This is a genomic window from Streptomyces sp. NPDC037410, from assembly GCF_055602235.1.
The window spans coordinates 195,030-214,628 of sequence record NZ_JBVJWR010000014.1 but is presented as its reverse complement, the minus strand read 5'-3'; the positions used below and the strand labels follow the sequence as shown (position 1 = coordinate 214,628).

At 74.6% G+C, this 19,599-nt stretch carries 19 protein-coding genes; 11 read left to right on the top strand and 8 right to left on the bottom strand.

Annotated elements, in window-relative coordinates; all coding sequences use genetic code 11:
* Nucleotides 1–137: 137 nt before the first annotated feature.
* A complete protein-coding gene (locus ACZ7HT_RS23995; RefSeq protein ID WP_471169291.1) occupies nucleotides 138–1,208 on the bottom strand; it encodes an alkene reductase in 1,071 nt (356 codons plus the stop codon).
* Between the two features lie 115 nt (nucleotides 1,209–1,323).
* Here ACZ7HT_RS23995 and ACZ7HT_RS23990 point away from each other — a divergent pair, with 115 nt between their 5' ends.
* Complete coding sequence (locus ACZ7HT_RS23990) at nucleotides 1,324–1,848, top strand: MarR family winged helix-turn-helix transcriptional regulator (RefSeq protein ID WP_471169288.1); 525 nt, start codon at nucleotides 1,324–1,326, stop codon at nucleotides 1,846–1,848.
* A 364-nt stretch (nucleotides 1,849–2,212) separates the two neighbouring features.
* On the opposite strand, the gene ACZ7HT_RS23985 is transcribed toward ACZ7HT_RS23990, so the two are convergent.
* The 3 genes from ACZ7HT_RS23985 to ACZ7HT_RS23975 all read right to left on the bottom strand — a co-directional run bounded on the left by ACZ7HT_RS23985 (nucleotide 2,213) and on the right by ACZ7HT_RS23975 (nucleotide 5,148).
* A complete protein-coding gene (locus ACZ7HT_RS23985) occupies nucleotides 2,213–3,274 on the bottom strand; it encodes an aminotransferase class V-fold PLP-dependent enzyme (RefSeq protein ID WP_471169285.1) in 1,062 nt (353 codons plus the stop codon).
* Nucleotides 3,275–3,372: 98 nt separating this feature from the next.
* Nucleotides 3,373–4,080, bottom strand: a complete 708-nt coding sequence (locus ACZ7HT_RS23980; protein ID WP_471169283.1) for a DsbA family oxidoreductase — start codon at nucleotides 4,078–4,080, stop codon at nucleotides 3,373–3,375.
* A 75-nt stretch (nucleotides 4,081–4,155) separates the two neighbouring features.
* Nucleotides 4,156–5,148, bottom strand: coding sequence for a GlxA family transcriptional regulator (locus ACZ7HT_RS23975; protein ID WP_471169280.1), 993 nt, complete (start codon nucleotides 5,146–5,148; stop codon nucleotides 4,156–4,158).
* A 70-nt stretch (nucleotides 5,149–5,218) separates the two neighbouring features.
* On the opposite strand from ACZ7HT_RS23975, the gene ACZ7HT_RS23970 reads away from it, so the two are divergent.
* Nucleotides 5,219–6,625, top strand: coding sequence for an MFS transporter (locus ACZ7HT_RS23970; protein WP_471169277.1), 1,407 nt, complete (start codon nucleotides 5,219–5,221; stop codon nucleotides 6,623–6,625).
* On the opposite strand, the gene ACZ7HT_RS23965 is transcribed toward ACZ7HT_RS23970, so the two are convergent.
* On the bottom strand, nucleotides 6,602–7,555 hold the full coding sequence (locus ACZ7HT_RS23965; RefSeq protein ID WP_471169274.1) for an AraC family transcriptional regulator: 954 nt from the start codon (nucleotides 7,553–7,555) through the stop codon (nucleotides 6,602–6,604). The genes ACZ7HT_RS23970 and ACZ7HT_RS23965 overlap by 24 nt on opposite strands.
* A 90-nt stretch (nucleotides 7,556–7,645) precedes the next feature.
* Here ACZ7HT_RS23965 and ACZ7HT_RS23960 point away from each other — a divergent pair, with 90 nt between their 5' ends.
* Nucleotides 7,646–8,653, top strand: coding sequence for a zinc-dependent alcohol dehydrogenase family protein (locus ACZ7HT_RS23960; protein ID WP_471169272.1), 1,008 nt, complete (start codon nucleotides 7,646–7,648; stop codon nucleotides 8,651–8,653).
* A gap of 6 nt (nucleotides 8,654–8,659) precedes the next feature.
* Here the strand turns inward: ACZ7HT_RS23960 and ACZ7HT_RS23955 are convergent, their stop codons facing one another.
* A complete protein-coding gene (locus ACZ7HT_RS23955) occupies nucleotides 8,660–10,162 on the bottom strand; it encodes an aldehyde dehydrogenase (NADP(+)) (protein ID WP_471169270.1) in 1,503 nt (500 codons plus the stop codon).
* A 148-nt stretch (nucleotides 10,163–10,310) separates the two neighbouring features.
* Between ACZ7HT_RS23955 and ACZ7HT_RS23950 the strand changes: the two genes are divergently transcribed.
* The gene (locus ACZ7HT_RS23950; protein ID WP_471169268.1) at nucleotides 10,311–11,081 is read left to right on the top strand and encodes an IclR family transcriptional regulator; all 771 of its coding nucleotides are present in this window, start codon (nucleotides 10,311–10,313) and stop codon (nucleotides 11,079–11,081) included.
* A gap of 70 nt (nucleotides 11,082–11,151) precedes the next feature.
* Here ACZ7HT_RS23950 and ACZ7HT_RS23945 read toward each other — a convergent pair whose 3' ends face one another.
* The gene (locus tag ACZ7HT_RS23945; RefSeq protein ID WP_471169265.1) at nucleotides 11,152–11,631 is read right to left on the bottom strand and encodes a cupin domain-containing protein; all 480 of its coding nucleotides are present in this window, start codon (nucleotides 11,629–11,631) and stop codon (nucleotides 11,152–11,154) included.
* On the opposite strand from ACZ7HT_RS23945, the gene ACZ7HT_RS23940 reads away from it, so the two are divergent.
* The 3 genes from ACZ7HT_RS23940 to ACZ7HT_RS23930 are packed head-to-tail and all read left to right on the top strand — an operon-like array spanning nucleotide 11,630 to nucleotide 14,519.
* Entirely contained in the window at nucleotides 11,630–12,625 is a 996-nt protein-coding gene (locus ACZ7HT_RS23940) for a hypothetical protein (protein WP_471169263.1), read from the top strand. The genes ACZ7HT_RS23945 and ACZ7HT_RS23940 overlap by 2 nt on opposite strands.
* A complete protein-coding gene (locus tag ACZ7HT_RS23935) occupies nucleotides 12,622–13,857 on the top strand; it encodes a sensor histidine kinase (RefSeq protein ID WP_471169260.1) in 1,236 nt (411 codons plus the stop codon). The genes ACZ7HT_RS23940 and ACZ7HT_RS23935 overlap by 4 nt, the downstream gene beginning before the upstream one ends.
* 44 nt (nucleotides 13,858–13,901) lie before the next feature.
* Nucleotides 13,902–14,519 carry a response regulator gene (locus ACZ7HT_RS23930; RefSeq protein ID WP_471169351.1) on the top strand — a complete coding sequence of 206 codons (618 nt, stop codon included), beginning with the start codon at nucleotides 13,902–13,904 and terminating at the stop codon, nucleotides 14,517–14,519.
* A 54-nt stretch (nucleotides 14,520–14,573) separates the two neighbouring features.
* Here ACZ7HT_RS23930 and ACZ7HT_RS23925 read toward each other — a convergent pair whose 3' ends face one another.
* A complete protein-coding gene (locus ACZ7HT_RS23925; protein ID WP_471169348.1) occupies nucleotides 14,574–15,578 on the bottom strand; it encodes a hypothetical protein in 1,005 nt (334 codons plus the stop codon).
* A gap of 147 nt (nucleotides 15,579–15,725) precedes the next feature.
* On the opposite strand from ACZ7HT_RS23925, the gene ACZ7HT_RS23920 reads away from it, so the two are divergent.
* The 4 genes from ACZ7HT_RS23920 to ACZ7HT_RS23905 all read left to right on the top strand — a co-directional run bounded on the left by ACZ7HT_RS23920 (nucleotide 15,726) and on the right by ACZ7HT_RS23905 (nucleotide 19,570).
* A complete protein-coding gene (locus ACZ7HT_RS23920) occupies nucleotides 15,726–17,174 on the top strand; it encodes a peptidoglycan D,D-transpeptidase FtsI family protein (RefSeq protein WP_471169258.1) in 1,449 nt (482 codons plus the stop codon).
* A 148-nt stretch (nucleotides 17,175–17,322) separates the two neighbouring features.
* Complete coding sequence (locus ACZ7HT_RS23915; protein WP_471169345.1) at nucleotides 17,323–17,712, top strand: hypothetical protein; 390 nt, start codon at nucleotides 17,323–17,325, stop codon at nucleotides 17,710–17,712.
* Complete coding sequence (locus tag ACZ7HT_RS23910) at nucleotides 17,709–18,404, top strand: HEAT repeat domain-containing protein (protein ID WP_471169256.1); 696 nt, start codon at nucleotides 17,709–17,711, stop codon at nucleotides 18,402–18,404. The genes ACZ7HT_RS23915 and ACZ7HT_RS23910 overlap by 4 nt, the downstream gene beginning before the upstream one ends.
* Nucleotides 18,383–19,570, top strand: a complete 1,188-nt coding sequence (locus tag ACZ7HT_RS23905; RefSeq protein WP_471169254.1) for an MFS transporter — start codon at nucleotides 18,383–18,385, stop codon at nucleotides 19,568–19,570. The genes ACZ7HT_RS23910 and ACZ7HT_RS23905 overlap by 22 nt, the downstream gene beginning before the upstream one ends.
* The last annotated feature ends 29 nt before the right edge of the window (nucleotides 19,571–19,599 follow it).

The following is a 19,599-nucleotide window of genomic DNA, read 5'->3' as shown; positions in this document are numbered from 1 at the left end:
CCGCCCCTGTCTTTGTGTTCTTGACTCCCCCCCCCCCCCCCCCCCCCGCCTCTATTCACCCCCCCGGGGGGGGGGGGGGGGGGGGGGGGGCGGCGCCCCCCCCCCCCCCCCCCCCCCCCCCCCCCCGTACCCGCGACCTACAGCGCGGGGTAGTCGATGTAGCCCTCGGGGCCGCCGGCGTACATGGTGGCGGGGTTCGGGGTGGCGTAGGGGCCGTCGGCCTTCAGGCGGGCGGGCAGGTCGGGGTTGGCGATGAAGAGCCTGCCGTACGCGACGAGGTCGGCGGTGCCGTCCTCGACCAGGGCCAGCGACTCGGCGCCGGTCGGGACGGCGCCGGTGGCCGGGTTGAGGATGAAGGCGCCGGCGAACCGCTTGCGCAGGTCGAGGACGAGCGGGCGCTGCTCGGGGCCGGCCTCCAGGACGTGGAGGTAGGCGATGCCGACGGGCTCGATCGCGGTGAGCAGCTGGGCGTAGAGCTCGTCGGTGTCGGTCTCGCTGATGTCGTTGAGCGTGCCGGCCGGGGAGATGCGCAGGCCGGTGCGCTCGGGGCCGATCTCGGCGGCGACGGCCTTGACGACCTCGACGGCGAAGCGGATGCGGTTCTCGACGGGGCCGCCCCACTCGTCGGTGCGGTGGTTGGAGCCGGAGGCGAGGAACTGCTGGATCAGATAGCCGTTGGCGCCGTGGATCTCGACGCCGTCGAAGCCGGCCTCGACGGCGTTGCGGGCGGCGGAGGCGAAGCCGGCGACGGCCTCGCGCACCTGGTCGCCGGTGAGCTCGCGCGGGGCGACGAAGTCCTTGGGGCCCTCGTGGGTGTAGACCTGGCCGGCGGCGGCGACGGGCGAGGGGCCGACGGGGTGGAGGTCGCCGTCGAGGAGGTCGGGGTGGCCGATCCGGCCGGAGTGCATGAGCTGGGCGAAGATCCGGCCGCCGCGCTCGTGGACGGCGGTGGTGACCTCGCGCCAGGCGGCGATCTGCTCGCGGCTGTGGAGTCCGGGGGTGTCGGGGTAGCCCTGGCCCTCGGCGACCGGGAAGACGCCCTCGGTGATGATCAGGCCGGCGGAGGCGCGCTGGGCGTAGTACTCGGCGACGATCGCGGTGGGGGTGCCGTCCTCGCCGTTGGCGCGGCTGCGGGTCATGGGGGCCATCGCGATGCGGTTGGCGAGGCGGGTTCCGGCGAGGTCGATGGGGTCGAATGCAGTGGTCACGACTGTCCCTCACAGAAATATGTGGTCGGCCAACTAATTGGGCCGCTGCCACTGTAACCCATTCATTTGGCCGACCAAGGTAATCTTGGGGAAGAACCGTCCCGAGGAGCCCCGCATGTCAGGAACCGACCCCGTCTGTACCGCCCCGTCCGCCGGGCCGCAGCCCTCCGCGGCGTGCACCGGGACCGTCAGCCACGCCCTCGCGTGGGTCGCGCGGCTGCATCGGATCGGCATGGGCCGGCGACTGCGGGACCTCGGGCTCTACCCGGGCCAGGAGCTGATGATGATGCGCCTGTGGGACTGCGGGGCGGTCCGCCAGTCGGAGCTCATCCAGTCGCTCGGCCTCGACCCCTCCACGGTGACGAAGATGCTCCAGCGCATGGAGCAGTGCGGATACGTCCGCCGCAGCCCGGACCCGGCCGACCGGCGCGCGGTCCTGGTCGAGGCGACGGAGCAGGGCCTGGCCCTGCGCGCCGGGGTCGAGGGCGCCTGGGCGGACCTGGAGGAGAGCACCCTCGCCGGCCTCACCCCGGCCGACCGGGCGGAACTCGCCCGCCTCCTCGGCCTCGTGGGCGAGAACCTGAAGGCAGAGGCGGACGAGGAGAGCACGTGCGGCCCGGGGGCGGGCGGAGCCTGCTGATGCCCGGGGCGGAGCGCGTTCTGGCTGGCGCAGGGCCGGGGCGGGGCGCCGTCCGGCTGGCGCTGGGCCAGGCGGGGCGCCGTCTGTCTGGCGCCGGGCCGGGCCGGGGTGAGCGCCGCCGTAACGCGAGGCCTTGCGTGGCGCCATCGGCTCACGCCGGGCCGGGCCGGGCGCCGTCCGGCTGGCGCCGGGCCGGGCCGGGGTGAGCGCCGCCGTAACGCGGGGCCGGGCTGAGCGCCGCCGTAACGCGAGGCCGGGCGTGGCGCCGTCCGCTCACACCAGGCCAGGCTGGGCGCCGCCGTAACGACGGGCCGGGCCAGGCGCCGTCTGGCCGGTGCCGGGCCGCCGGGTGCAGCCCTGGGGCTCAGCCCGCCAGGACCTCCAGGGCGTGGTCCACGTCCGCCGACGTGTTGTACACGTGGAACGACGCCCGCAGGTTGCCCGCGCGGGACGAGAGGAGGATGCCCGCCTCGCGCAGGGCGTCCGCGCGGTCGCCGAGGCCGGGGATGGCGACGACCGTCGAGTCGTCCATGACCGGCGCGTGCCCGAGGTCGAGGAGGCCGGAGCGGAAGCGGGCCGCGAGCCCCTTGTTGTGGGCCTCGATCCGCTCGATGCCTATCTCCTCCAGGAGGGCGAGCGAACGGGCGGCCCCGTGGTACGCGAGGAACGCGGCCGGCTCGTCGAAACGGCGGGCGGTGCCGGCCAGTTCACGGACCGGGCCGTAGGTGTTGCCCCACAGCTCCTCGCCCGTGACCCAGCCCGCGTGGATCGCGAGCAGCGAGTCCTGCGCCTCCTCGGTGACGGTGAGGAAGGACGCGCCGCGGGGGCAGAGCAGGTACTTGTAGCCGGCGGTGACCGTGTAGTCCCAGTCCCCCGCACGCAGCGGCAGCCAGCCCGCCGACTGGGTGGCGTCCATGAGGGTGCGGGCGCCGTGGGCGGCCGCGGCCTCCCGTATCGCCGCGAAGTCGGCCGTGCGGCCGTCCGCCGACTGCACGGCGGAGAAGGCGACGAGCGCGGTGCCGGGCCGGACGGACTCGGCGAGCCGCTCAAGCGGCACGAAGCGGGTCTTGAGGTCGCCGCGGATGGTGAACGGGGTGATGACGGAGGAGAAGTCGCCCTCGGGGAAGAGGACTTCGGCCCCGGACGGCAGCGACTGGGCGATCATCCCGCAGTGGACCGCGACCGCGCTGCCGACGGCGACGCGCTCGTGGGAGACGCCGGCGATCCGGCCGAAGGCGGCGCGGGCCTCGTCCACGATGTCGAAGCTGCCGGCGCCGTCCGCGCGGCCGACGGCGGTCTCCTCCGCGAGGAGGGTGACGGCCTCGACGGCCCGGCGGGGCAGCAGCCCGCAGGCGGAGGTGTTCAGATACGTGGTGTTCTTGGGCGCGAACTCGGCGCCGCCGAGCGGCTGGTCAAGGGAATCCATGCCCCCACCCTGGGTCCCCCACGATCATCCGTCAATGGCGATCCGATCGTGGGGAGACTCCAAGCCGCTCTTATCTCCGCAGGTCAGAGGTGGCGCGGTCAGGCCTGCGGGACCTCGCAGGCGCCGTCCGGGCCGCAGACCTCCGCGTCGGAGCCGACCGGCTGGAGGACCCGGCCCTGCCAGGCCTGCTCCAGGGCCTGGGTGAAGACCTCGGCGGGCTGGCCGCCGGAGACGCCGTAGCGGCGGTCGAGGACGAAGAACGGCACGCCGTTGGCGCCGAGTTCGGCGGCCTCGCGCTCGTCGGCCCGTACGGCCTCGGCGTAGGCGGTCTCGTCGGCGAGGACGGCCCGGACCTCGGTCTCGTCGAGACCGGCCTCCACGCCCAGGGTCACCAGGGTCTCGGCGTCGAAGACGGAGCGCTCCTCGGCGAAGTTGGCCCGGTAGGCCAGGTCCAGGAGCTCGTTCTGGCGGCCGCGCTCCTTGGCGAGGTGGAGCAGCCGGTGGATGTCGAAGGTGTTGCCGTGGTCGCGGCCGTCGGTGAGGTAGTCGAGGCCCTCGGAGTGCGCGTTCGACGCGACGTGCGCCTCCATGGCGCGGGCCTCGTCGAGGGTGCGGCCGTACTTCTTCGCCAGCATCTCCAGGACGGGTCCGGTGTCGCCCTTGGCGCGGTTCGGGTCGAGCTCGAAGGAGCGGTGCACGACCTCGACGTCGTCGCGGTGGGCGAAGGCCGCGAGCCCCTTCTCGAAGCGGGCCTTGCCGATGTAGCACCAGGGGCAGGCGATGTCGCTCCAGATCTCGACGCGCATGTGACTTCTCTCCGAGGGGTTGCCGGTGGGGGTGTTCCGCAGGGGGAACGCACACGGCGGTCCGGTTCATTCCGGTTACGGCCCCGGTGTGAGGCGCGGCACCATGCGGTTGAAGGAGGCCCGGTAGGCGCTCGGGGTGAGGCCGGTGCGGCGCACCACGTGCTGCCGCAGCGAGTCCGCGGAGCCGAGGCCGCTCGCGCGGGCCACCTGCTCCATGGGGAAGGAGGTGGTCTCCAGGAGCTCCTTCGCCCGCTCGACGCGCTGGTGCAGCAGCCACTGGAGCGGGCTGACGCCGGTCTCCGCGTGGAAGCGGCGCGAGAGGGTGCGGACGGAGACCCCGGCCTGCCGGGCGAGGTCGGTGAGGCCGAGGGGTTCGTCGAGGTGTTCCATCGCCCACGCGCGCGTGTCGGCGAAGGAGACCCCGCGCTCGGGTGGCAGCGGGGTCTGGGTGAACTGGGTCTGGCCGCCGGGCCGGACGGGCGCGACGAGCGCGAGGCGGGCGACCGCGTTGGCGACGGCGGCGCCGTGGTCGGTGCGGATGACGTGCAGGCAGAGGTCGATGCCCGCCGCGTATCCGGAGGAGGTGAGCACGGGGCCGTCCTGGACGAAGAGGACGTCGTCCTGGAGGTCGACGGCCGGATGCCGGGCGGCGAGCAGCGGCCGGTAGGCCCAGTACGTCGTCGCCGCCCGGCCGTCGAGCAGTCCGGCCTCGGCGAGCGCGAAGGCGCCGGTGCAGATGGAGGCGATCCGCTTGCCGGCGTCGGCGGCCGCGCGCAGGACGTCGAGGACGCGCGGGTCGGGGTCCGTGTACGCGCCGCTGCCCGCGAGGATCACGGTGTCGGCCCCCTCGACGGCGTCGAGCCCGCGCGGGACGACCAGGTCGAGGCCGCCGGTGGTGGTGACGGGCCCCGGGTCGGGGGCGCAGATGACCGTCTCGTACCCGGGTCCGCCGTCGATCTCGACCTTCCCGAAGAGCATCTCCGGGATGGCCAGGTTGAACATCGAGACGGGCGGGGCGGCGATCACGGCGACGCGCTGGACGCCCCGGACCCGGGACTCGACGGTCATGGCCAGAACCTCCGGTCGTATGGCATTCCCGCCACTACTGTACGGGCCCGCAGGTCACGAAGCTGGACGCATGTCCTCAACAGTCCTCAGCACAGGCCCCGTTGTCCGTCGCGACGCCCCTTCCCCCTCCCCCGGCCCCGCCCTCGCGGCCGCCATGCTCGGCTTCGCCCTCATCACCCTCGACACCTCCGTCGTCAACGTCGCCCTGCCCGCGATCGGCGCCGACCTGCGGGCCGGGATGTCCGGGCTGCAGTGGGTGGTCGACTCGTACACGCTGGCCTTCGCCGCGCTGCTGCTCTCCAGCGGGGCGCTCGCCGACCGCGTCGGGGCGAGCCGGGCGTACGGGGCGGGGGTCGTCGTCTTCACGCTCGCCTCGGCCGCCTGCGGTCTGGCCCCGGGCCTCCCGGGTCTGCTGGCCGCCCGGGCGGTACAGGGCGCGGCGGCGGCCGTGATGCTGCCGGCCTCCCTGGCACTCGTACGGGAGGCGTACGGCGATCCCGGGCGGCGGGCCCGGGCGGTGTCGCTGTGGGCGGCGGGCGGCACGGTCGCGGTGGCCCTCGGCCCGGTCGCGGGCGGGGCGCTGACCACGGCCTGGAGCTGGCGCGGGATCTTCTTCATCAACCTGCCGCTCGGCCTCCTCGCGCTCGTCCTGCTGGCACGGGTGGCCCGCTCGGCGCGCAGGCCCGCCCCGCTGGACGTGCCGGGCCAGCTGACGGCGATGACGGCGCTCGGGGCGCTGACCTTCGCGGCGATCGAGGGCGGCACGAAGGCCTGGTGGGCGCTGGGGGTCGCGGTGGCCGCGTTCGCGGCGTTCCTGCTGATCGAGGCGCGGCGGCGGCATCCGATGGTGCCGCTGGGGCTGTTCCGGAACACGACGGTGGCGGTGGCGGTGACGGCGGGCGCGGCGAACAGCGTGGCCTTCTACGGCATGGTGTTCGTGTTCAGCCTGTTCTTCCAGCAGGTGCTCGGGCTCTCGGCGCTCGGCGCGGGGCTGATGTTCCTGCCGATGACGGGGCTGCTCGCCGGGGTCAACATCCTGTCGGCGAAGGTGGCGGCGCGGTACGGGGCACGGCTGCCGATCGTCCTGGGCCAGGCGGTCGGGGTGGCCGGGCTCCTCGGTCTGCTCACCGTGGACGCGGACTCCTCGCGGGTGGCGCAGGCCCTGCTCCTCGTGCCGCTTGCGCTCGGGGCCGGGTTCTCGCTGCCGCCGCTGATCGCGGCGATGATGGAGGCCGTCCCGGCGGAGCGGGCGGGCACGGCGGCCGGTCTCCTGAACGCGATCCGGCAGACGGCGGGCGCGCTCGCCATCGCGGTCTTCGGCTCCCTGGCGGCCCGGGGCTTCGACACGGCCCTCCCGACGACCCTGCTGATCAGCGCGGGCCTGCTGACCCTGACGGCCCTGGCCTCGCTGCGCCTTCCGCGCCGCGGGACGCGCGAGGGCCTGTCCGGCGGATCAGGGCCGGGGCCGCGAGCCTGATCCGCCGGCCAGGCCCTCGGCGCCCTTGCGGTACCGGCCCGGTGCCATCCCGTACTCGCGCTTGAAGGCCTTGGCGAAGGCGAACTCCGAGGAGTAGCCGGAGCGTTCGGCGACCGCGCGGAGGGGGAGGTCGTCGGAGCGGAGCAGGCGGCCCGCCGTGGTCATGCGCCACCAGGTGAGGTACGCGAGGGGCGGGCGTCCGACGAGGGTGGTGAAACGGCGGGCGAAGGCGGCGCGGGAGAGGCCGCCGAGCGCGCCGAGTTCCTCGACCGTCCACGCCCTGGCGGGGTCGCCGTGGAGGGCGCGCAGGGCGCCCGCGACGGCCGGGTCGCTCAGCGCGGCCGACCAGCCGGTGGAGCGGTCGCCGCACTCGGTGAGCCACCAGGTGCGCAGCAGGTACAGGAGCAGGGTGTCGAGGAGGGCGGGGACGACGGCGTCGGATCCCGGCTGGGGTTCGGCGAGTTCGGCGCCGAGCAGGTCGACGGCGGCGCGCAGCCGGGGGTGGGCGCCGATCCGGGCGGGGAGGTGGACGTACGGCGGCAGTTCGGTGAGCAGGGGGTGGGCGCGGGCCCGGTTGAGCTGGTAGGAGCCGCAGAGCAGCAGGGTCTCCTCGGCGCCGACGGGTCCCCGGGCGGGCCGGGTGGGCCAGGAGCCGTCGGGGGCGAGGACGGCGTCGACCAGCGGGGTGTCGGGCCGGTCGGCGAGGCCGTGGCCGGTGGCGTGGGCGACGAGGACGATGTCGCCGGGGCCGAGCCGGACGGGGGCGCCGTCGTCCGGGGGCAGCAGCCAGGCGGTGCCCTGGAGGAGGACGTGGAATCCGGCGCCCATGCTCGGGGGGAAGCGGTAACCCCAGGGGGCGAAGCGGACCGTGCGGGAGGAGTGCGGGCGCCCGGTGCGCATGGAGGCGATGGCATCGCTCAGTACGTCCATGACCTGAACGGTAGCGGGCGAGACGATCGGACATGACGGGGAGCCGGGAGGACATGGATCGTCTTTCCCGTTCTTTCTAACGTGATCGTCATGACGACAACAGGCATGACGACGAAGGCTGTTCTCTTCCACGAGCTCGGCGGGCCCGAGGTGCTGAGGGTCGAGGAGGTGCCGCTGCCTGACCCCGGTCCCGGGGAGGTCCTCGTCCGGGTCGAGGCGATCGGACTGAACCGCGCCGAGGCGCTGTTCCGCTCCGGCACGTACCACTACCCGGCGACGCTGCCGGGTTCGCGACTCGGCTACGAGGCGGCGGGGGTGGTCGAGGCGGTCGGCGCGGGCGTCACGGCGTACGCCCCGGGCGACCCGGTGATGGCGGCGGCCAACTTCGACTTCGGCACGTACGGCGTGTACGCGGAGCGGGTGGTGCTGCCCGAGGAGTACGTGGTGGCCCGGCCCGAGGGCGTGGACGCGGTGACGGCGGCGGCGGTCTGGCTGAGCTACTTCACCGCGTACGGCGGGATGGTGCTGACCGGCGGGCTGCGTCCCGGCGACCACGTGGTGATCACGGGCGCGTCGAGCGGGGTGGGGACGGCCGCGGTGCAGACGGCGCTGCGGATCGGCGCGGTGCCGATCGCCACCACCCGCGGCGAGGGGAAGCGGAAGCGGCTCTTGGAGCTCGGGGCCGCGCATGTGATCACCACGGCTACAGAAGACCTGGTCGGTGAGGTGCGGCGGATCACCGGCGGGGCGGGCGCCGACCTGGCCTTCGACGCGATCGGCGGGCCCGGCTTCGCCCGGCTCGGCGACGCGCTGCGGCCTGGTGGCACCGCCGTCCTGTACGGCTGGCTGGACCCGCGGCCGATCGAGCTGTCGATGAACTGGCCGCTGACCACGCACACGTACGCGAACGGGGCGCTCGCCCGGACGGAGGAGGGGCGCCGGCGCGCGGCCGGGTTCATCGGCTCGGGGCTGCGGGACGGCTCCCTGGCGCCGGTGATCGCCGAGACCTTCGAGGGTCTGGAGCGGATCGCCGACGCCCACCGGCTGATGGAGTCGAACACGCACCTCGGGAAGATCGTGGTGCGCGTCTCCTCCTGAGGGGTGTCAGCGCCTCGGCACGCCCAGCGGGTTGCCGTCGCGGAGTTCCGGCGGGAGGAGGTGGCCGGGCGTCGACTGGTACGTGACCGGGCGCAGCCAGCGCTCGATCGCGGTGGCGCCGACCGAGGTGGAGGTGGAGGTGGTGGCCGGGTAGGGGCCGCCGTGGTGCTGGGCGGGGGCGACGGCGACGCCGGTGGGCCAGCCGTTGACGAGGAGGCGGCCGGCCAGCGGGGTGAGCTCGGCGAGCAGCGGGGCCGCGTCGGGGTCCTCGGCGGCATCCTCGGCGATGTGCAGGGTGGCCGTGAGGTTGCCGGGCAGCAGGCCGAGGACGGCGGTCACCTCCTCGCGGGTGGAGTAGCGGGCGACGACGGTGACCGGTCCGAAGCACTCCTCCAGGAGGAGGCCGTGGCCGCCGCCGGCGAGGGCGGCGGCGTCGACGGCGAGGACTCCGGCGCTGACGGTGTGGGCGCCGCCCGCGCCGGGGGTGACCGGGCTGTGCACTCCGGCGAGCGCGGCGCGCTCGGCGACGCCGGCGACGAAGGCGTCCCGCATCCGGTGGTCGAGCATGACGGCCGGTTCGGTCTCGCTGACGGCGGCGGTGAGGGCGTCGAGGAAACGGTCGCCGTCCGCTCCCCGGGGGGCGAGGACGAGGCCGGGCTTGGTGCAGAACTGGCCGGCGCCCAGGGTCAGGGAGCCGGCGAGCCCGGCGCCGATCTCCCCGGCGCGCTCCGCGGCGGCGGCCTCGGTGACCACGACCGGGTTGAGGGAGCCGAGTTCGCCGTGGAAGGGGATGGGGACGGGGCGGGCGACGGCCGCGTCGAAGAGGGCCCGGCCGCCGCGGATCGAGCCGGTGAATCCGGCCGCGGCGACGAGCGGGTGGCGGACGAGCTCCAGGCCCGCGTCGAAGCCGTGGACGAGGACGAGGACGTCCTCGGGGAGTCCGGCCTTGACCGCGGCCCGGCGCAGCAGGGAGGCGCAGAGCTCGGAGGTGGCGGGGTGGTCGGGGTGGGCCTTGACGACCACGGGGCAGCCGGCCGCGAGGGCGCTCGCGGTGTCGCCGCCGGGGACGGAGAAGGCGAGCGGGAAGTTGCTCGCGGCGTAGACGGCGACGACGCCGAGCGGGATCTTCCAGCGGCGCAGGTCGGGCCGGGGCGGGACGGCCGCGGCGTCGGGCCGGTCGATCCGGACGTCGAGGAAGGAACCGTCCTCGACGACCTCCGCGAAGGCGCGCAACTGACCGGTGGTGCGCGCGAGTTCGCCGGTGAGGCGGACGGGCCCGAGGGCGGTCTCGGCGTCGGCCGCCTCGACGACGTGCTCGCCGGAGGCGTCGAGGAGGTCGGCGGCGGTACGGAGGAAGGCGGCCCGCAGCGCGCGGTCGGCGAGGGCCTCGCGGGTGGCCCGCGCCGCTCTGACGGCCTGGTCGACCTCCTCGGCTGTGGCCTCCACCGCAACCTGCTCGCGCGGCTTCCCCGTCCGGGGGTCCACGCTCCACACTGGTTCTGCCGCCACCGCCACGCCCCTGTTCGCTATTCTGAACGCAGTTCCTGTAGATGAACGCATCTGGTGGGGACTCTATGGACGGCCCGGCCGTCTCCACAAGGGCCCCGTCCGGCCGGGCGGCGGGTGGGCGGCCGGACAACGGAAAAGGGGTGAGGGCGTGGCGACTGCCGACGCGGGTGGGGCGCAGGTGAAGTCCGCGGTGCGGACCGTGGAGCTGCTCGAGTACTTCGCGGGACGCCCCGGGATGCACTCGCTCGCCACCGTCCAGGAGGCCGTCGGCTACCCCAAGTCCAGCCTGTACATGCTGCTGCGCACCCTGGTCGAGCTGGGCTGGGTGGAGACGGACGCGACGGGCACGCGGTACGGGATCGGGGTGCGGGCGCTGCTCGTCGGCACCTCGTACATCGACGGCGACGAGGTGGTGGCCGCCTCCCGGCCCACCCTCGACCGGCTCTCCGACGACACCACCGAGACCATCCACCTGGCGCGGCTCGACGGCACCAACGTCGTCTATCTGGCGACCCGTCAGTCCCAGCACTATCTGCGGCCGTTCGCCCGGGTCGGGCGCCGGCTGCCCGCGCACTCGACCGCCCTGGGCAAGGCGCTGCTCGCCACCCTCGGCGACGAGCAGGTGCGCAAGCTGCTCCCGGAGGTGCTCCCGGCGCTGACCGAGCACACGATCACCGACCGCGAGAAGCTCGTCGAGGAGCTGCACGCGGTCCGCGAGCAGGGCTACGCGGTGGACCGCGAGGAGAAGACGCTGGGGCTGCGCTGCTTCGGCGTCGCGATCCCCTACCGGACCCCGGCGCGGGACGCGATCAGCTGCTCGGTGCCGGTGGCGCGGCTCACCCCGGCCCATGAGCAGATGATCAAGGACGCGCTGTTCGACGCGCGGGACCGGCTGACCCTCGCGACCCGCCGCCTCTGATCACCCGCTCACGCACGGCCGGCCTCACGCGCGGTCGGCCTCACGCGCCCCGGCCTCACGCGCCCCGGCCTCATGCGCGGTCGGCGAGGGCCTGCTGCCACACCGGGCTCTCGACGTAGTGGTTGTCGTACTGCTCCGAGGAGGCCTTGATCTCCTCGGAGCTCGCCTCGCCCCGCATGACGCGGCCGAGCAGGCGCAGGTAGTCGAAGCGGGCCATGCCGGGCGTGAAGGCGAAGAGGACGTCGGCCTCGGCGCCGGGCGCCGCGGCGAAGGCGTGCGGGGTGTGCGGCGGGACGAGCAGGAAGTCGCCCTTCTCCAGGACGGTCAGCTCCTCGCCGACCAGGACCTGGAGCGAGCCGTCGAGCACGAAGAACATCTCCGAGGCCTTGGTGTGGAAGTGCGCCGGGGCGCCGACCGCGCCCTTCGCGAAGGAGGAGCGGTAGCTGGTGAGCTCGACGGCGGGGAGGAGGGCCTCTCCCCCGTGCGGCGGAGGCGGTTCACCGCTCGGCAGGAGGTGGCCGCCCGGGGCCGCGCGGGAGCGTGGAGCCATGACACAGACCGTGCACCCGCCCGCCCCGGCGCCCGCCGCCGGCCCCCGTCCGAGCGCCGCCCGCCGGGCGCTGCGCGCCCTCGCGATCGTCGCCTGCCTCCCGTACGTCTCGCTCAAGGTCGCCTGGGTGGCGGGCAGCGAGATCGGGATCCCCGCCGGGAGCGTCCTCCTGGAACACCGGCGGATGATGGTGATCGCCAACTCGGTCACCGTCGTCGCCGACGTCCTCGTCGTCGTCCTCGCCCTGCTCCTCACCCAGGCCTGGGGCCGGCGGTTCCCCGCCTGGCTCCTCGCCCTCCCCATGTGGGCGGCGACCGGACTGCTCGCCCCGATCATGACCGGCTACCCGGCGCAGCTCGCGGTCGCTCTCCTCACCGGCGACGAGAAGGCCGCCGCCCCCAGCGAACCCTTCCTGGACGGCTGGGTCTTCGGTGTGGTCTACAGCGGGTTCATCCTCCAGGGCCTCGCCCTCGGCTCGCTCTTCGCCCTGTACGCCCGGGACCGCTGGGGCCACCTGTGGCAGGGGCGCCTCGGCGAGCTGTCCGCCCGCACGTCCGGTCCCGGGGCGCGGGCGTTCGCCGTGGCCGGATCGGTCGTCGCGCTCCTGCCCGCCGTGCTCCACCTGCTGTGGACGGCCGGCTCGACCGCGGGCCTGTCCGCCCGGCGCATCGCCGAACGCGACGCCGACTTCCACGTCCTGGAGGCCGACCGGCTCGTCTTCGTCCTCGTCGCCGTCGCCGCCACCCTCCTCCTGGTCCTGCGCCGACCGGCCCGGCTCCGGTTCCGCACCACGCTCGCCCTGGCCTGGACGGCCACGGCGGGCGCCGGCTGCTGGGGCGCCTACATGTCGCTCGTCGCGCTGCTGCCGGAGTCGGATCCGACGAAGCGCGTCCCCGGGCTCGTACAGCTGTCCTACGCTGGCGACATGATCACCGGGTTCCTGCTCGCCGCGTGCGTGGCACTGCTTCTGCGGCGGCGGAGCGCCGACGCGTGAGACCGGCGACCGCCCTCTTCGGGCAGCGGGCCAGGCTGCGGTGGCTCCATCTGATCCTGGGCGGTGCGCTGTTCATGCCGTTCTGGATGGTCGGCTCGCTGATCGTGGCGCCGCTGTTCGACGACGGCGGCCTGTTCGCCGGCGACCTCGGGACGCAGTTCGGGGCGTACGCGGCGGGGCTGCCGCTCGCCGCGGCCGTCGCGCTCTTCCCGCTGGCCCGGCCCATGTCGGTGGCGGTGGCGCGGGCGCTGTGCGGGGTGCCGGACGAGCGGTTCGCGGACGGCCCGGCGCGAGGCGCGCGGGCCAGGGCCAGGACGGCCGGCTGGTTCACCCTGCACCTGGGCGTCGGGGCGCTGGTCAGCGGGGCGACCCTCGCGCTGCCGCCGTTCGCGGTGTCGGTGATGGCGCTGCCGTTCTCGCCGGGGCTCCGGGCGTCCGAACTCGGCCGGGTCTGGGGGCTCGACCGGCCCGAGTGGGTCTGGGCGGGGCTCCCGGCCGGGCTGCTCATGCTGCTCGCGCTCGCCGCCGTCGCCGCCGCGACCGGCGCCCTGCTCGCCCGGCAGGCGCCCCTGCTGCTCGGCCCGAGCCCGGCGGACCGGCTCGCGGCGGCCGAACGGCGCGCCGCCGAGGCCGAGTCCCGCAACCGGCTCGCCCGCGAACTGCACGACTCCGTCGGCCACGCCCTCAGCGCGGTCACCCTCCAGGCGGGCGCGGCCCGCCGGGTCCTGGACGGCGACCGGGCCGACCTGGAGTTCGTACGGGAGGCGCTGACCGCGATCGAGGAGACCACCCGGCGCACGGTCGGCGAACTGGACTGGGTCCTCGGCCTGTTGCGGAACGACGGCACACCGGAGCAGGGTCCGGGGCCGGGGCTCGACGCCCTGGAGGCCCTCGTGCGGGGCGCGGGGCCGCGGGTCGCCCTGACGGTGGACGGCGCGCTGGGCTCCGTACCGGAGACGCTGTCGCGGGAGGCGTACCGGATCGTCCAGGAAGGGCTGACGAACGCGGCCCGGCACGCGGGCGGCGCGCCCGTGACCGTACGGCTCGACGCCCGTACCGAGGAGTTGGAGATCACGATGGAGAACCCCCTGCCCGACCGTCCCCCGGTCACCCGGCCCGACGGCGGGCGCGGCCTGCGCGGGATCGCCGAGCGGGCCCGGCTGCTCGGCGGCACCGCCGACGCCGGTCCGGCGGGCGGCGTGTGGCGCCTCGCGGTCAGGATCCCCCGGTGAGCGCGGCGGCGGCGATCAGGATCGTCCTCGCCGACGACGAGCGGATGGTCAGGACGGCCCTGCGGGTCATCCTGGACGCGGAGCCCGACCTGGAGGTCGTCGGCGAGGCGTCCACGGGCGCGGAGGCGGTGTCGGTGGTACGGGCGGAACGGCCGGACGTCGTCCTCATGGACGTGCGGATGCCGGAGATCGACGGGATCCGGGCCACGGAGCAGATCCTCGCGGGCTCGGCGGAGCCGCCGCGGATCGTGGTCGTGACGACCTTCGAGAACGACGCGTACGTGTACGACGCGCTGCGGGTCGGCGCGGCGGGCTTCCTGCTGAAGCGGGCGGCGGCGGAGGAGCTGGTGAGCGCGGTCCGCCTGGTCGCGCGCGGCGACTCGCTGCTCTACCCGGCGGCGGTACGGGGCCTCGCCGCCGAACACGCCCGCCGGCGGCCCCCGGCGGCACCGCCCTGGGCGTCACGGCTCACCGAACGCGAGGCGGAGGTGCTCCGCCTGGTCGCGACGGGCCTCACGAACGCGGAGATCGCCACGCGGATCGGCGTCGGCGCGGCGACGGTGAAGACGCACGTGGCGGCGGTGCTGTCGAAACTGGGGGCGCGGGACCGGACGCAGGCGGTGATCCTGTCGTACGAGTCGGGGTTCGTGGGGCCGAACTGAGGCCCACACGGGCGGGGGCACCGCCCAGCGGGCGGGCGTGCGGGCCCGTGTGGGTCAGGAGCGCGTGGCGACCCCGCAACCGCCCCGCCCGACCCCCACCGCCCCCGTCCGGTCGTACGGGTCCACCGCCTCGCCGGTCCCGCCGCCACCACCCCCGCCGAACTCCGGCCGGAAGTAGCCCGTGGCGTTGTCGCATCCGCCGTTCGTCATGTCGGTCTTGTACGACACGAGGCTGAAGGTGCCCGCCTCGGTGATCACCTTCGACGGGTCGTCCCAGCTCACGACGGTCTCCCGGCGCACGATCACCCGCACGACCTCGTCGCCGCCGCCGGCCGGTGCGACCGGGTACACGTACGTGACGTCGGCGGTCACCTCCAGGGCTCCGCGACGGCCCTCGCGGTAGGAGATCCGGCCGCGGGTCTTCACCACGTCCCCGACGGGCCGCGCCTGCGCCGGGTCGAAGCGGCTGAAGAGCAGGAGCGGGTCGTTGTCCTTGCCGGGGGTGCGCAGCGAGGTCGTGACGAAGGTGTGGACGTCCTGCTGGTGCGGGTTCATCAGGGCGATCGCCCTGTCCGGGTGTCCGCCGCGGAGCACCGCCGGGTCCAGGCCGGACGCGGCGAGGAAGTCGCGGGTCCGTGCGAGGACGCGCGCCACCTCCGCCTTCGTCATCCAGCCGGTCGCCTCGGCGGCGGGCACGTGGATGCCGGCCGTGCCGATCGCCCAGCGGGCCGCCGGGGAGCCCCGGAAGGGTTCGGCGAGGGTGGCGCGCCCGCCGGGCTCGGCGGGAGGTGCCCGGTCCGGTCGCGCCGACTCCTGCGCGAGGGGCCGCGGGTCACCGTCACCGCCGGACCAGCCGACGACGCCTCCCGGGTCCAGGGCCACGACGAGCAGCACGAGGGCGGCCAGGAATCCCGCCACGTACCAGCCCTTCCTCCGCCGCCCGGGACGTCGCGGCGCCCGCTCCACGCCCGCGCCCGCGCCGGAGGTCCGCAGGAACTCCTCCCAGACCTCGTCCGGCACGGACGAACCCGTGCCGTCCCGCTCCCCGCCCACACCCACACCCACGCCGGCTCCCCACCTCGTACGTCCCGGCCCCTCCCCCCGGGGCTCCGGGCATGATCGCATGCGACACCGACATGAAGGTTCGCTGAGAAACGGGACACATCCGGAACGACGGGCACCGGTCTGTTCGTCCCCACCAGTGCCATGAACAAGACGATCAGGAACACGTCGGTCTTCGTTCTGATCCTGGTGCTCGCCCTGCTCGGGCGGGCCACCTGGGTGCAGGCGTACGAAGGCAAGGCGCTCGCGGACGACTCGAAGAACCGGCGGAAGACCATCGCGCAGTACGCGCAGCCGCTCGGGAACATCGTCGTGGCCGGCTCCCCGGTCACCGGCTCGAAGAGGACGGAGGGATCGGACCTCGCGTACAAGCGGACGTACACGGACGGCGAGCTGTACGCGGCGGTCACCGGCTACAGCTCACAGGCGTACGGCGCCACCCAGCTGGAGGGCATCTACTCCGAGGTCCTCGACGGCACCGACGACCGGCTGAAGAACCCCCTGGACGCGGTCACCCGCAAGCAGCAGGAGCCGGGGACGGTCGTCACGACGATCGACCCGGACGTGCAGAAGGCCGCCTACCGGGCGCTCGGCGGCAAGAAGGGCGCCGCGGTCGCGATCGACCCGGCGACCGGCCGGATCCTCGCCATGGTCTCCACCCCCTCGTACGACCCGTCGAAGATCTCCGGGACGCACGACGGCGACGTGTGGAAGCGGCTGATGGCCGACGAGGACAAGCCGCTGGTGAACCGGGCGATCCGGCAGCCGCTCCCGCCCGGGTCCACCTTCAAGCTGGTCGTCGCGGCCGCCGCGCTCGAGGACGGTCTGTACGGCTCCGTGGACACGGCGACGCAGAGCCCCGACCCGTACACCCTGCCGGGCACCCGGAGGGTGCTGCCGAACGAGAACGCCTCCGCGCCCTGCGAGAACGCCACGATCCGCACCGCGCTCCAGTACTCCTGCAACAACGTCTTCGCCAAGATGGCCGCCGACCTGGGGCAGGACAAGGTGAGGGCGATGGCGGAGAAGTTCGGCTTCGACGACGCCGAGCTGGACGTCCCGGTCCGCGCCTACGCGAGCGTGTACCCCTCCGGCATGGACAAGGCGCAGACCGCGCTCACCGGCATCGGCCAGTTCGACGTGACGGCCACCCCGCTCCAGATGGCGATGGTGTCGGCGGCGATCGCCAACGACGGCCTGCTCGCCGCCCCGCACATGGTCTCGGAGGTCGTCGACTCCGACGGCGACGCGCTGAGCTCGTACAAGGACGGGGACACCGAGCGGATCGTGTCCTCGTCGACGGCGGAGCAGCTGCGGAGCGCGATGGTGACCGTGGTGGAGAAGGGCACGGCCACCAACGCGGCCGTGGCCGGCGCGGAGGTCGGCGGCAAGACCGGCACCGCGCAGCACGGCGAGAACAACAGCAAGACGCCGTACGCCTGGTTCACCTCCTACGCGAAGGACGCCTCGACCGGGAAGCAGGTCGCCGTCGCGGTCATGATCGAGGACTCGGGCGCCGCCCGCTCCGAGGTCAGCGGCAACGGCCTGGCGGCGCCGGTGGCGCAGAAGATGATGGAGGCGGCGCTGAAGTGACAGGGGACGGGGGCCGATTGGCCGTCGGGCCCCGTCGCGCGATATGCAGGGTCACGCTCCTCACCGAGCACACATTCGATTCATCGACCCTGCTGTCACCTCGCGGAGGACCGCCGTGCGCCTGCCCCGTTCCCTGTCCGGCTGGACCATGGCGGTCTTCGGCGTCCTCGCCGCCGCCCTGGGGGTGGTGGGCCTGGTCGCCCCGGACGCCCTGCTCGGCGTCATGGGCTTCGAGCCGGTGCCCGAGGGCGGGCGCGCGGACGGGGACCACACCCTGGTCTTCCTCACGTCCTCCTCGATGGCCGCGCTCAACATGGGCGTCTACTACGTCCTGGCCGCCCTCGCCGACTGGAAGGCCTTCTTCCGCTGGACGGTCCCCTTCCGGCTGCTCACCTTCACGGTCTTCACCCTCGCGGTCGTCACCGACCGCGCCCCGGCCGGATTCCTCGGCGTGGGCCTGTGGGAGGGGTTCGGCGCGGTGGTGACGGGGGCCGCGCTCCGGTACGAGAACCGGCGGACGGCGGAGGCGCGGGCGTGAGCGAGCGGCCGGGACCCGCGTACGACCCGCTCGCCGGGCTCGACGCCGTCGACTGGGCGTCCCACCGGCACGCGTACGGGCCCGCGGTGGACGTCCCGGGGCTGCTCCGCGCCCTGTACCGGCCGGACGAGGCCGCCGACGCGGCAGACACCCTGTTGGTGAACGTGCACCACCAGGGCGGCTGCGTCGAGTCGGCCTCCGTGGCCGCGCTCCCCTTCCTCGTCCGCGCCGCCGCCGATCCGTCCCTCGACGCGCCGGTACGGATCGAACTGATCGACCTGGTCGTCTGCGTCGCGGCCGAGGGCAACCGGGTCGAGCCCCGCTGGATCGCCCCCGGCTGGGCCGAGGCCTGGGACAGCGCGGTCCCCGGCCTGCTGCCGCTGCTCCACGACCCCGAACCGGGGGTACGGACCGCGACCGCCGAAGCCCTCGGCCAGGCACGCGGGCGGGCCGACGCCGTGCTCACCGCCCTGTGGGCCCGTGCTGCGCGCGTTCCTGGACGCGGACGAGCGGCCGGTGGAGCACGGCGGCTGGCGGTCCGTGCCGGAGGACGACGAGCTGTGCGCGGCGGCGCGCGCCGCGCTGTACGCCGTATCAGGAGGCTCGGCAGGCCGCTGATTAGGGCATCTGCCCGATCCGCGCGGCCCACCTCAGACGACAGCCTTCGGCCATGCGTTGGTCTTTGTATCTGACAGGTGTCGTCGTGTCCGGATTCGGTACGACGGCGATGTGGCTGGTCTCCGGGATCTGGGTCAAGTCCCTCACGGGCTCCGACAGTCTCGCGGCCCTGGCGTCCTTCGCCCTCTGGGCGCCCGTGCTCGCCGGGCCGCTGCTCGGCACGCTCGCCGACCGGGTGCGGCGCAGACCGCTGATGGTCGTCCTGAACCTGGCGATGGCGGTCCTGCTGCCGCTGCTGCTGTGGGTGGAGTCCGCGGACCGGGTGTGGCTGCTCTTCGCGGTCCTCGTGCTGTACGGGGCGCAGGGCGCCGTCCACGACGCGGCGGAGCAGGCCCTGATGACGGTCGCCGTCGACGAGGAGCGGCTCGGCACGTTCAACGGGCTGCGGATGACGGCGAACGAGTCCATGAAACTGATCGCCCCGCTCGTCGCGGCGGGGCTCTTCGCCCGGTACGGGGGCGGGCCCGTCGCCCTCCTCGACGCGGCGAGCTTCGCGGTCGCGGCGGGCCTGTTCGCGCTGATGCCGGTCCGGGAGGAGCGGCCCGCGCGGCCGGAGCCCCGGAACTGGTGGCGTGAGACGGCGGAGGGCGTACGGCTCCTCCGGGGCTCGCGGGTGCTGGTGCCGCTGGTGGCGACGGGCGCGTTCACGATGCTGCTCGCCGGGGTGAACGGGGCGGCGGTCTACGCCGTCGTGGACAAGGGTCTCGGGCACGCGCCCGCGTACGCGGGCGTGCTCTACGCCGTTCAGGGCGTGGGCTCGGTCCTCGCGGGCCTGGTCGCGGGCCCCCTGCTCCGCCGGGTCCCGGAGCGGGCCCTCGCCGCGGTCGGACTCGCGCTGTTCGCGGTGGCGGTGGGGGTACGGGGAGCGCTGCCGTACGAGGCGACGGCGCTCGCGGCGAGCGCGGTGATCGGGCTCGGGATGCCGTGGGTCCTGATCGCGGTCATGACGGCCGTCCAGAAGGAGGCCCCGGCGGAGGCGGTCGGCCGGGTCGCGGCCACCGCGAACACGCTGGTCATGGCCCCGAACGCGCTGGCGATCGCGCTGGGCGCGGGGCTTGTCGCGGTGACGGACACGCGGGTGCTGCTGCCGGGGGCGGCGGTGGCGGGCGCGATCTGGGCCCTGACCCTGGCGACCCGTTCCCACCGCCGCCACCCGGCCCCGGTGTCCCCGACGGGCTGAACGGGCGCCGCCCCGCAAGGGCGCGGGCC

What these genes read in the sequence shown, in the direction of transcription:
- ACZ7HT_RS23930 (WP_471169351.1), top strand. Translation starts at nt 13,902, where the DNA reads ATGGTCAGGACGGCCCTGCGGGTCATCCTGGACGCGGAGCCCGACCTG.
- ACZ7HT_RS23985 (WP_471169285.1), bottom strand. Translation starts at nt 3,274, where the DNA reads ATGGATTCCCTTGACCAGCCGCTCGGCGGCGCCGAGTTCGCGCCCAAG.
- ACZ7HT_RS23975 (WP_471169280.1), bottom strand. Translation starts at nt 5,148, where the DNA reads ATGACCGTCGAGTCCCGGGTCCGGGGCGTCCAGCGCGTCGCCGTGATC.
- ACZ7HT_RS23915 (WP_471169345.1), top strand. Translation starts at nt 17,323, where the DNA reads ATGGCGGTCTTCGGCGTCCTCGCCGCCGCCCTGGGGGTGGTGGGCCTG.
- ACZ7HT_RS23965 (WP_471169274.1), bottom strand. Translation starts at nt 7,555, where the DNA reads ATGGACGTACTGAGCGATGCCATCGCCTCCATGCGCACCGGGCGCCCG.
- ACZ7HT_RS23940 (WP_471169263.1), top strand. Translation starts at nt 11,630, where the DNA reads ATGACACAGACCGTGCACCCGCCCGCCCCGGCGCCCGCCGCCGGCCCC.
- ACZ7HT_RS23990 (WP_471169288.1), top strand. Translation starts at nt 1,324, where the DNA reads ATGTCAGGAACCGACCCCGTCTGTACCGCCCCGTCCGCCGGGCCGCAG.
- ACZ7HT_RS23970 (WP_471169277.1), top strand. Translation starts at nt 5,219, where the DNA reads ATGTCCTCAACAGTCCTCAGCACAGGCCCCGTTGTCCGTCGCGACGCC.
- ACZ7HT_RS23945 (WP_471169265.1), bottom strand. Translation starts at nt 11,631, where the DNA reads ATGGCTCCACGCTCCCGCGCGGCCCCGGGCGGCCACCTCCTGCCGAGC.
- ACZ7HT_RS23905 (WP_471169254.1), top strand. Translation starts at nt 18,383, where the DNA reads ATGCGTTGGTCTTTGTATCTGACAGGTGTCGTCGTGTCCGGATTCGGT.
- ACZ7HT_RS23980 (WP_471169283.1), bottom strand. Translation starts at nt 4,080, where the DNA reads ATGCGCGTCGAGATCTGGAGCGACATCGCCTGCCCCTGGTGCTACATC.
- ACZ7HT_RS23920 (WP_471169258.1), top strand. Translation starts at nt 15,726, where the DNA reads ATGAACAAGACGATCAGGAACACGTCGGTCTTCGTTCTGATCCTGGTG.
- ACZ7HT_RS23960 (WP_471169272.1), top strand. Translation starts at nt 7,646, where the DNA reads ATGACGACAACAGGCATGACGACGAAGGCTGTTCTCTTCCACGAGCTC.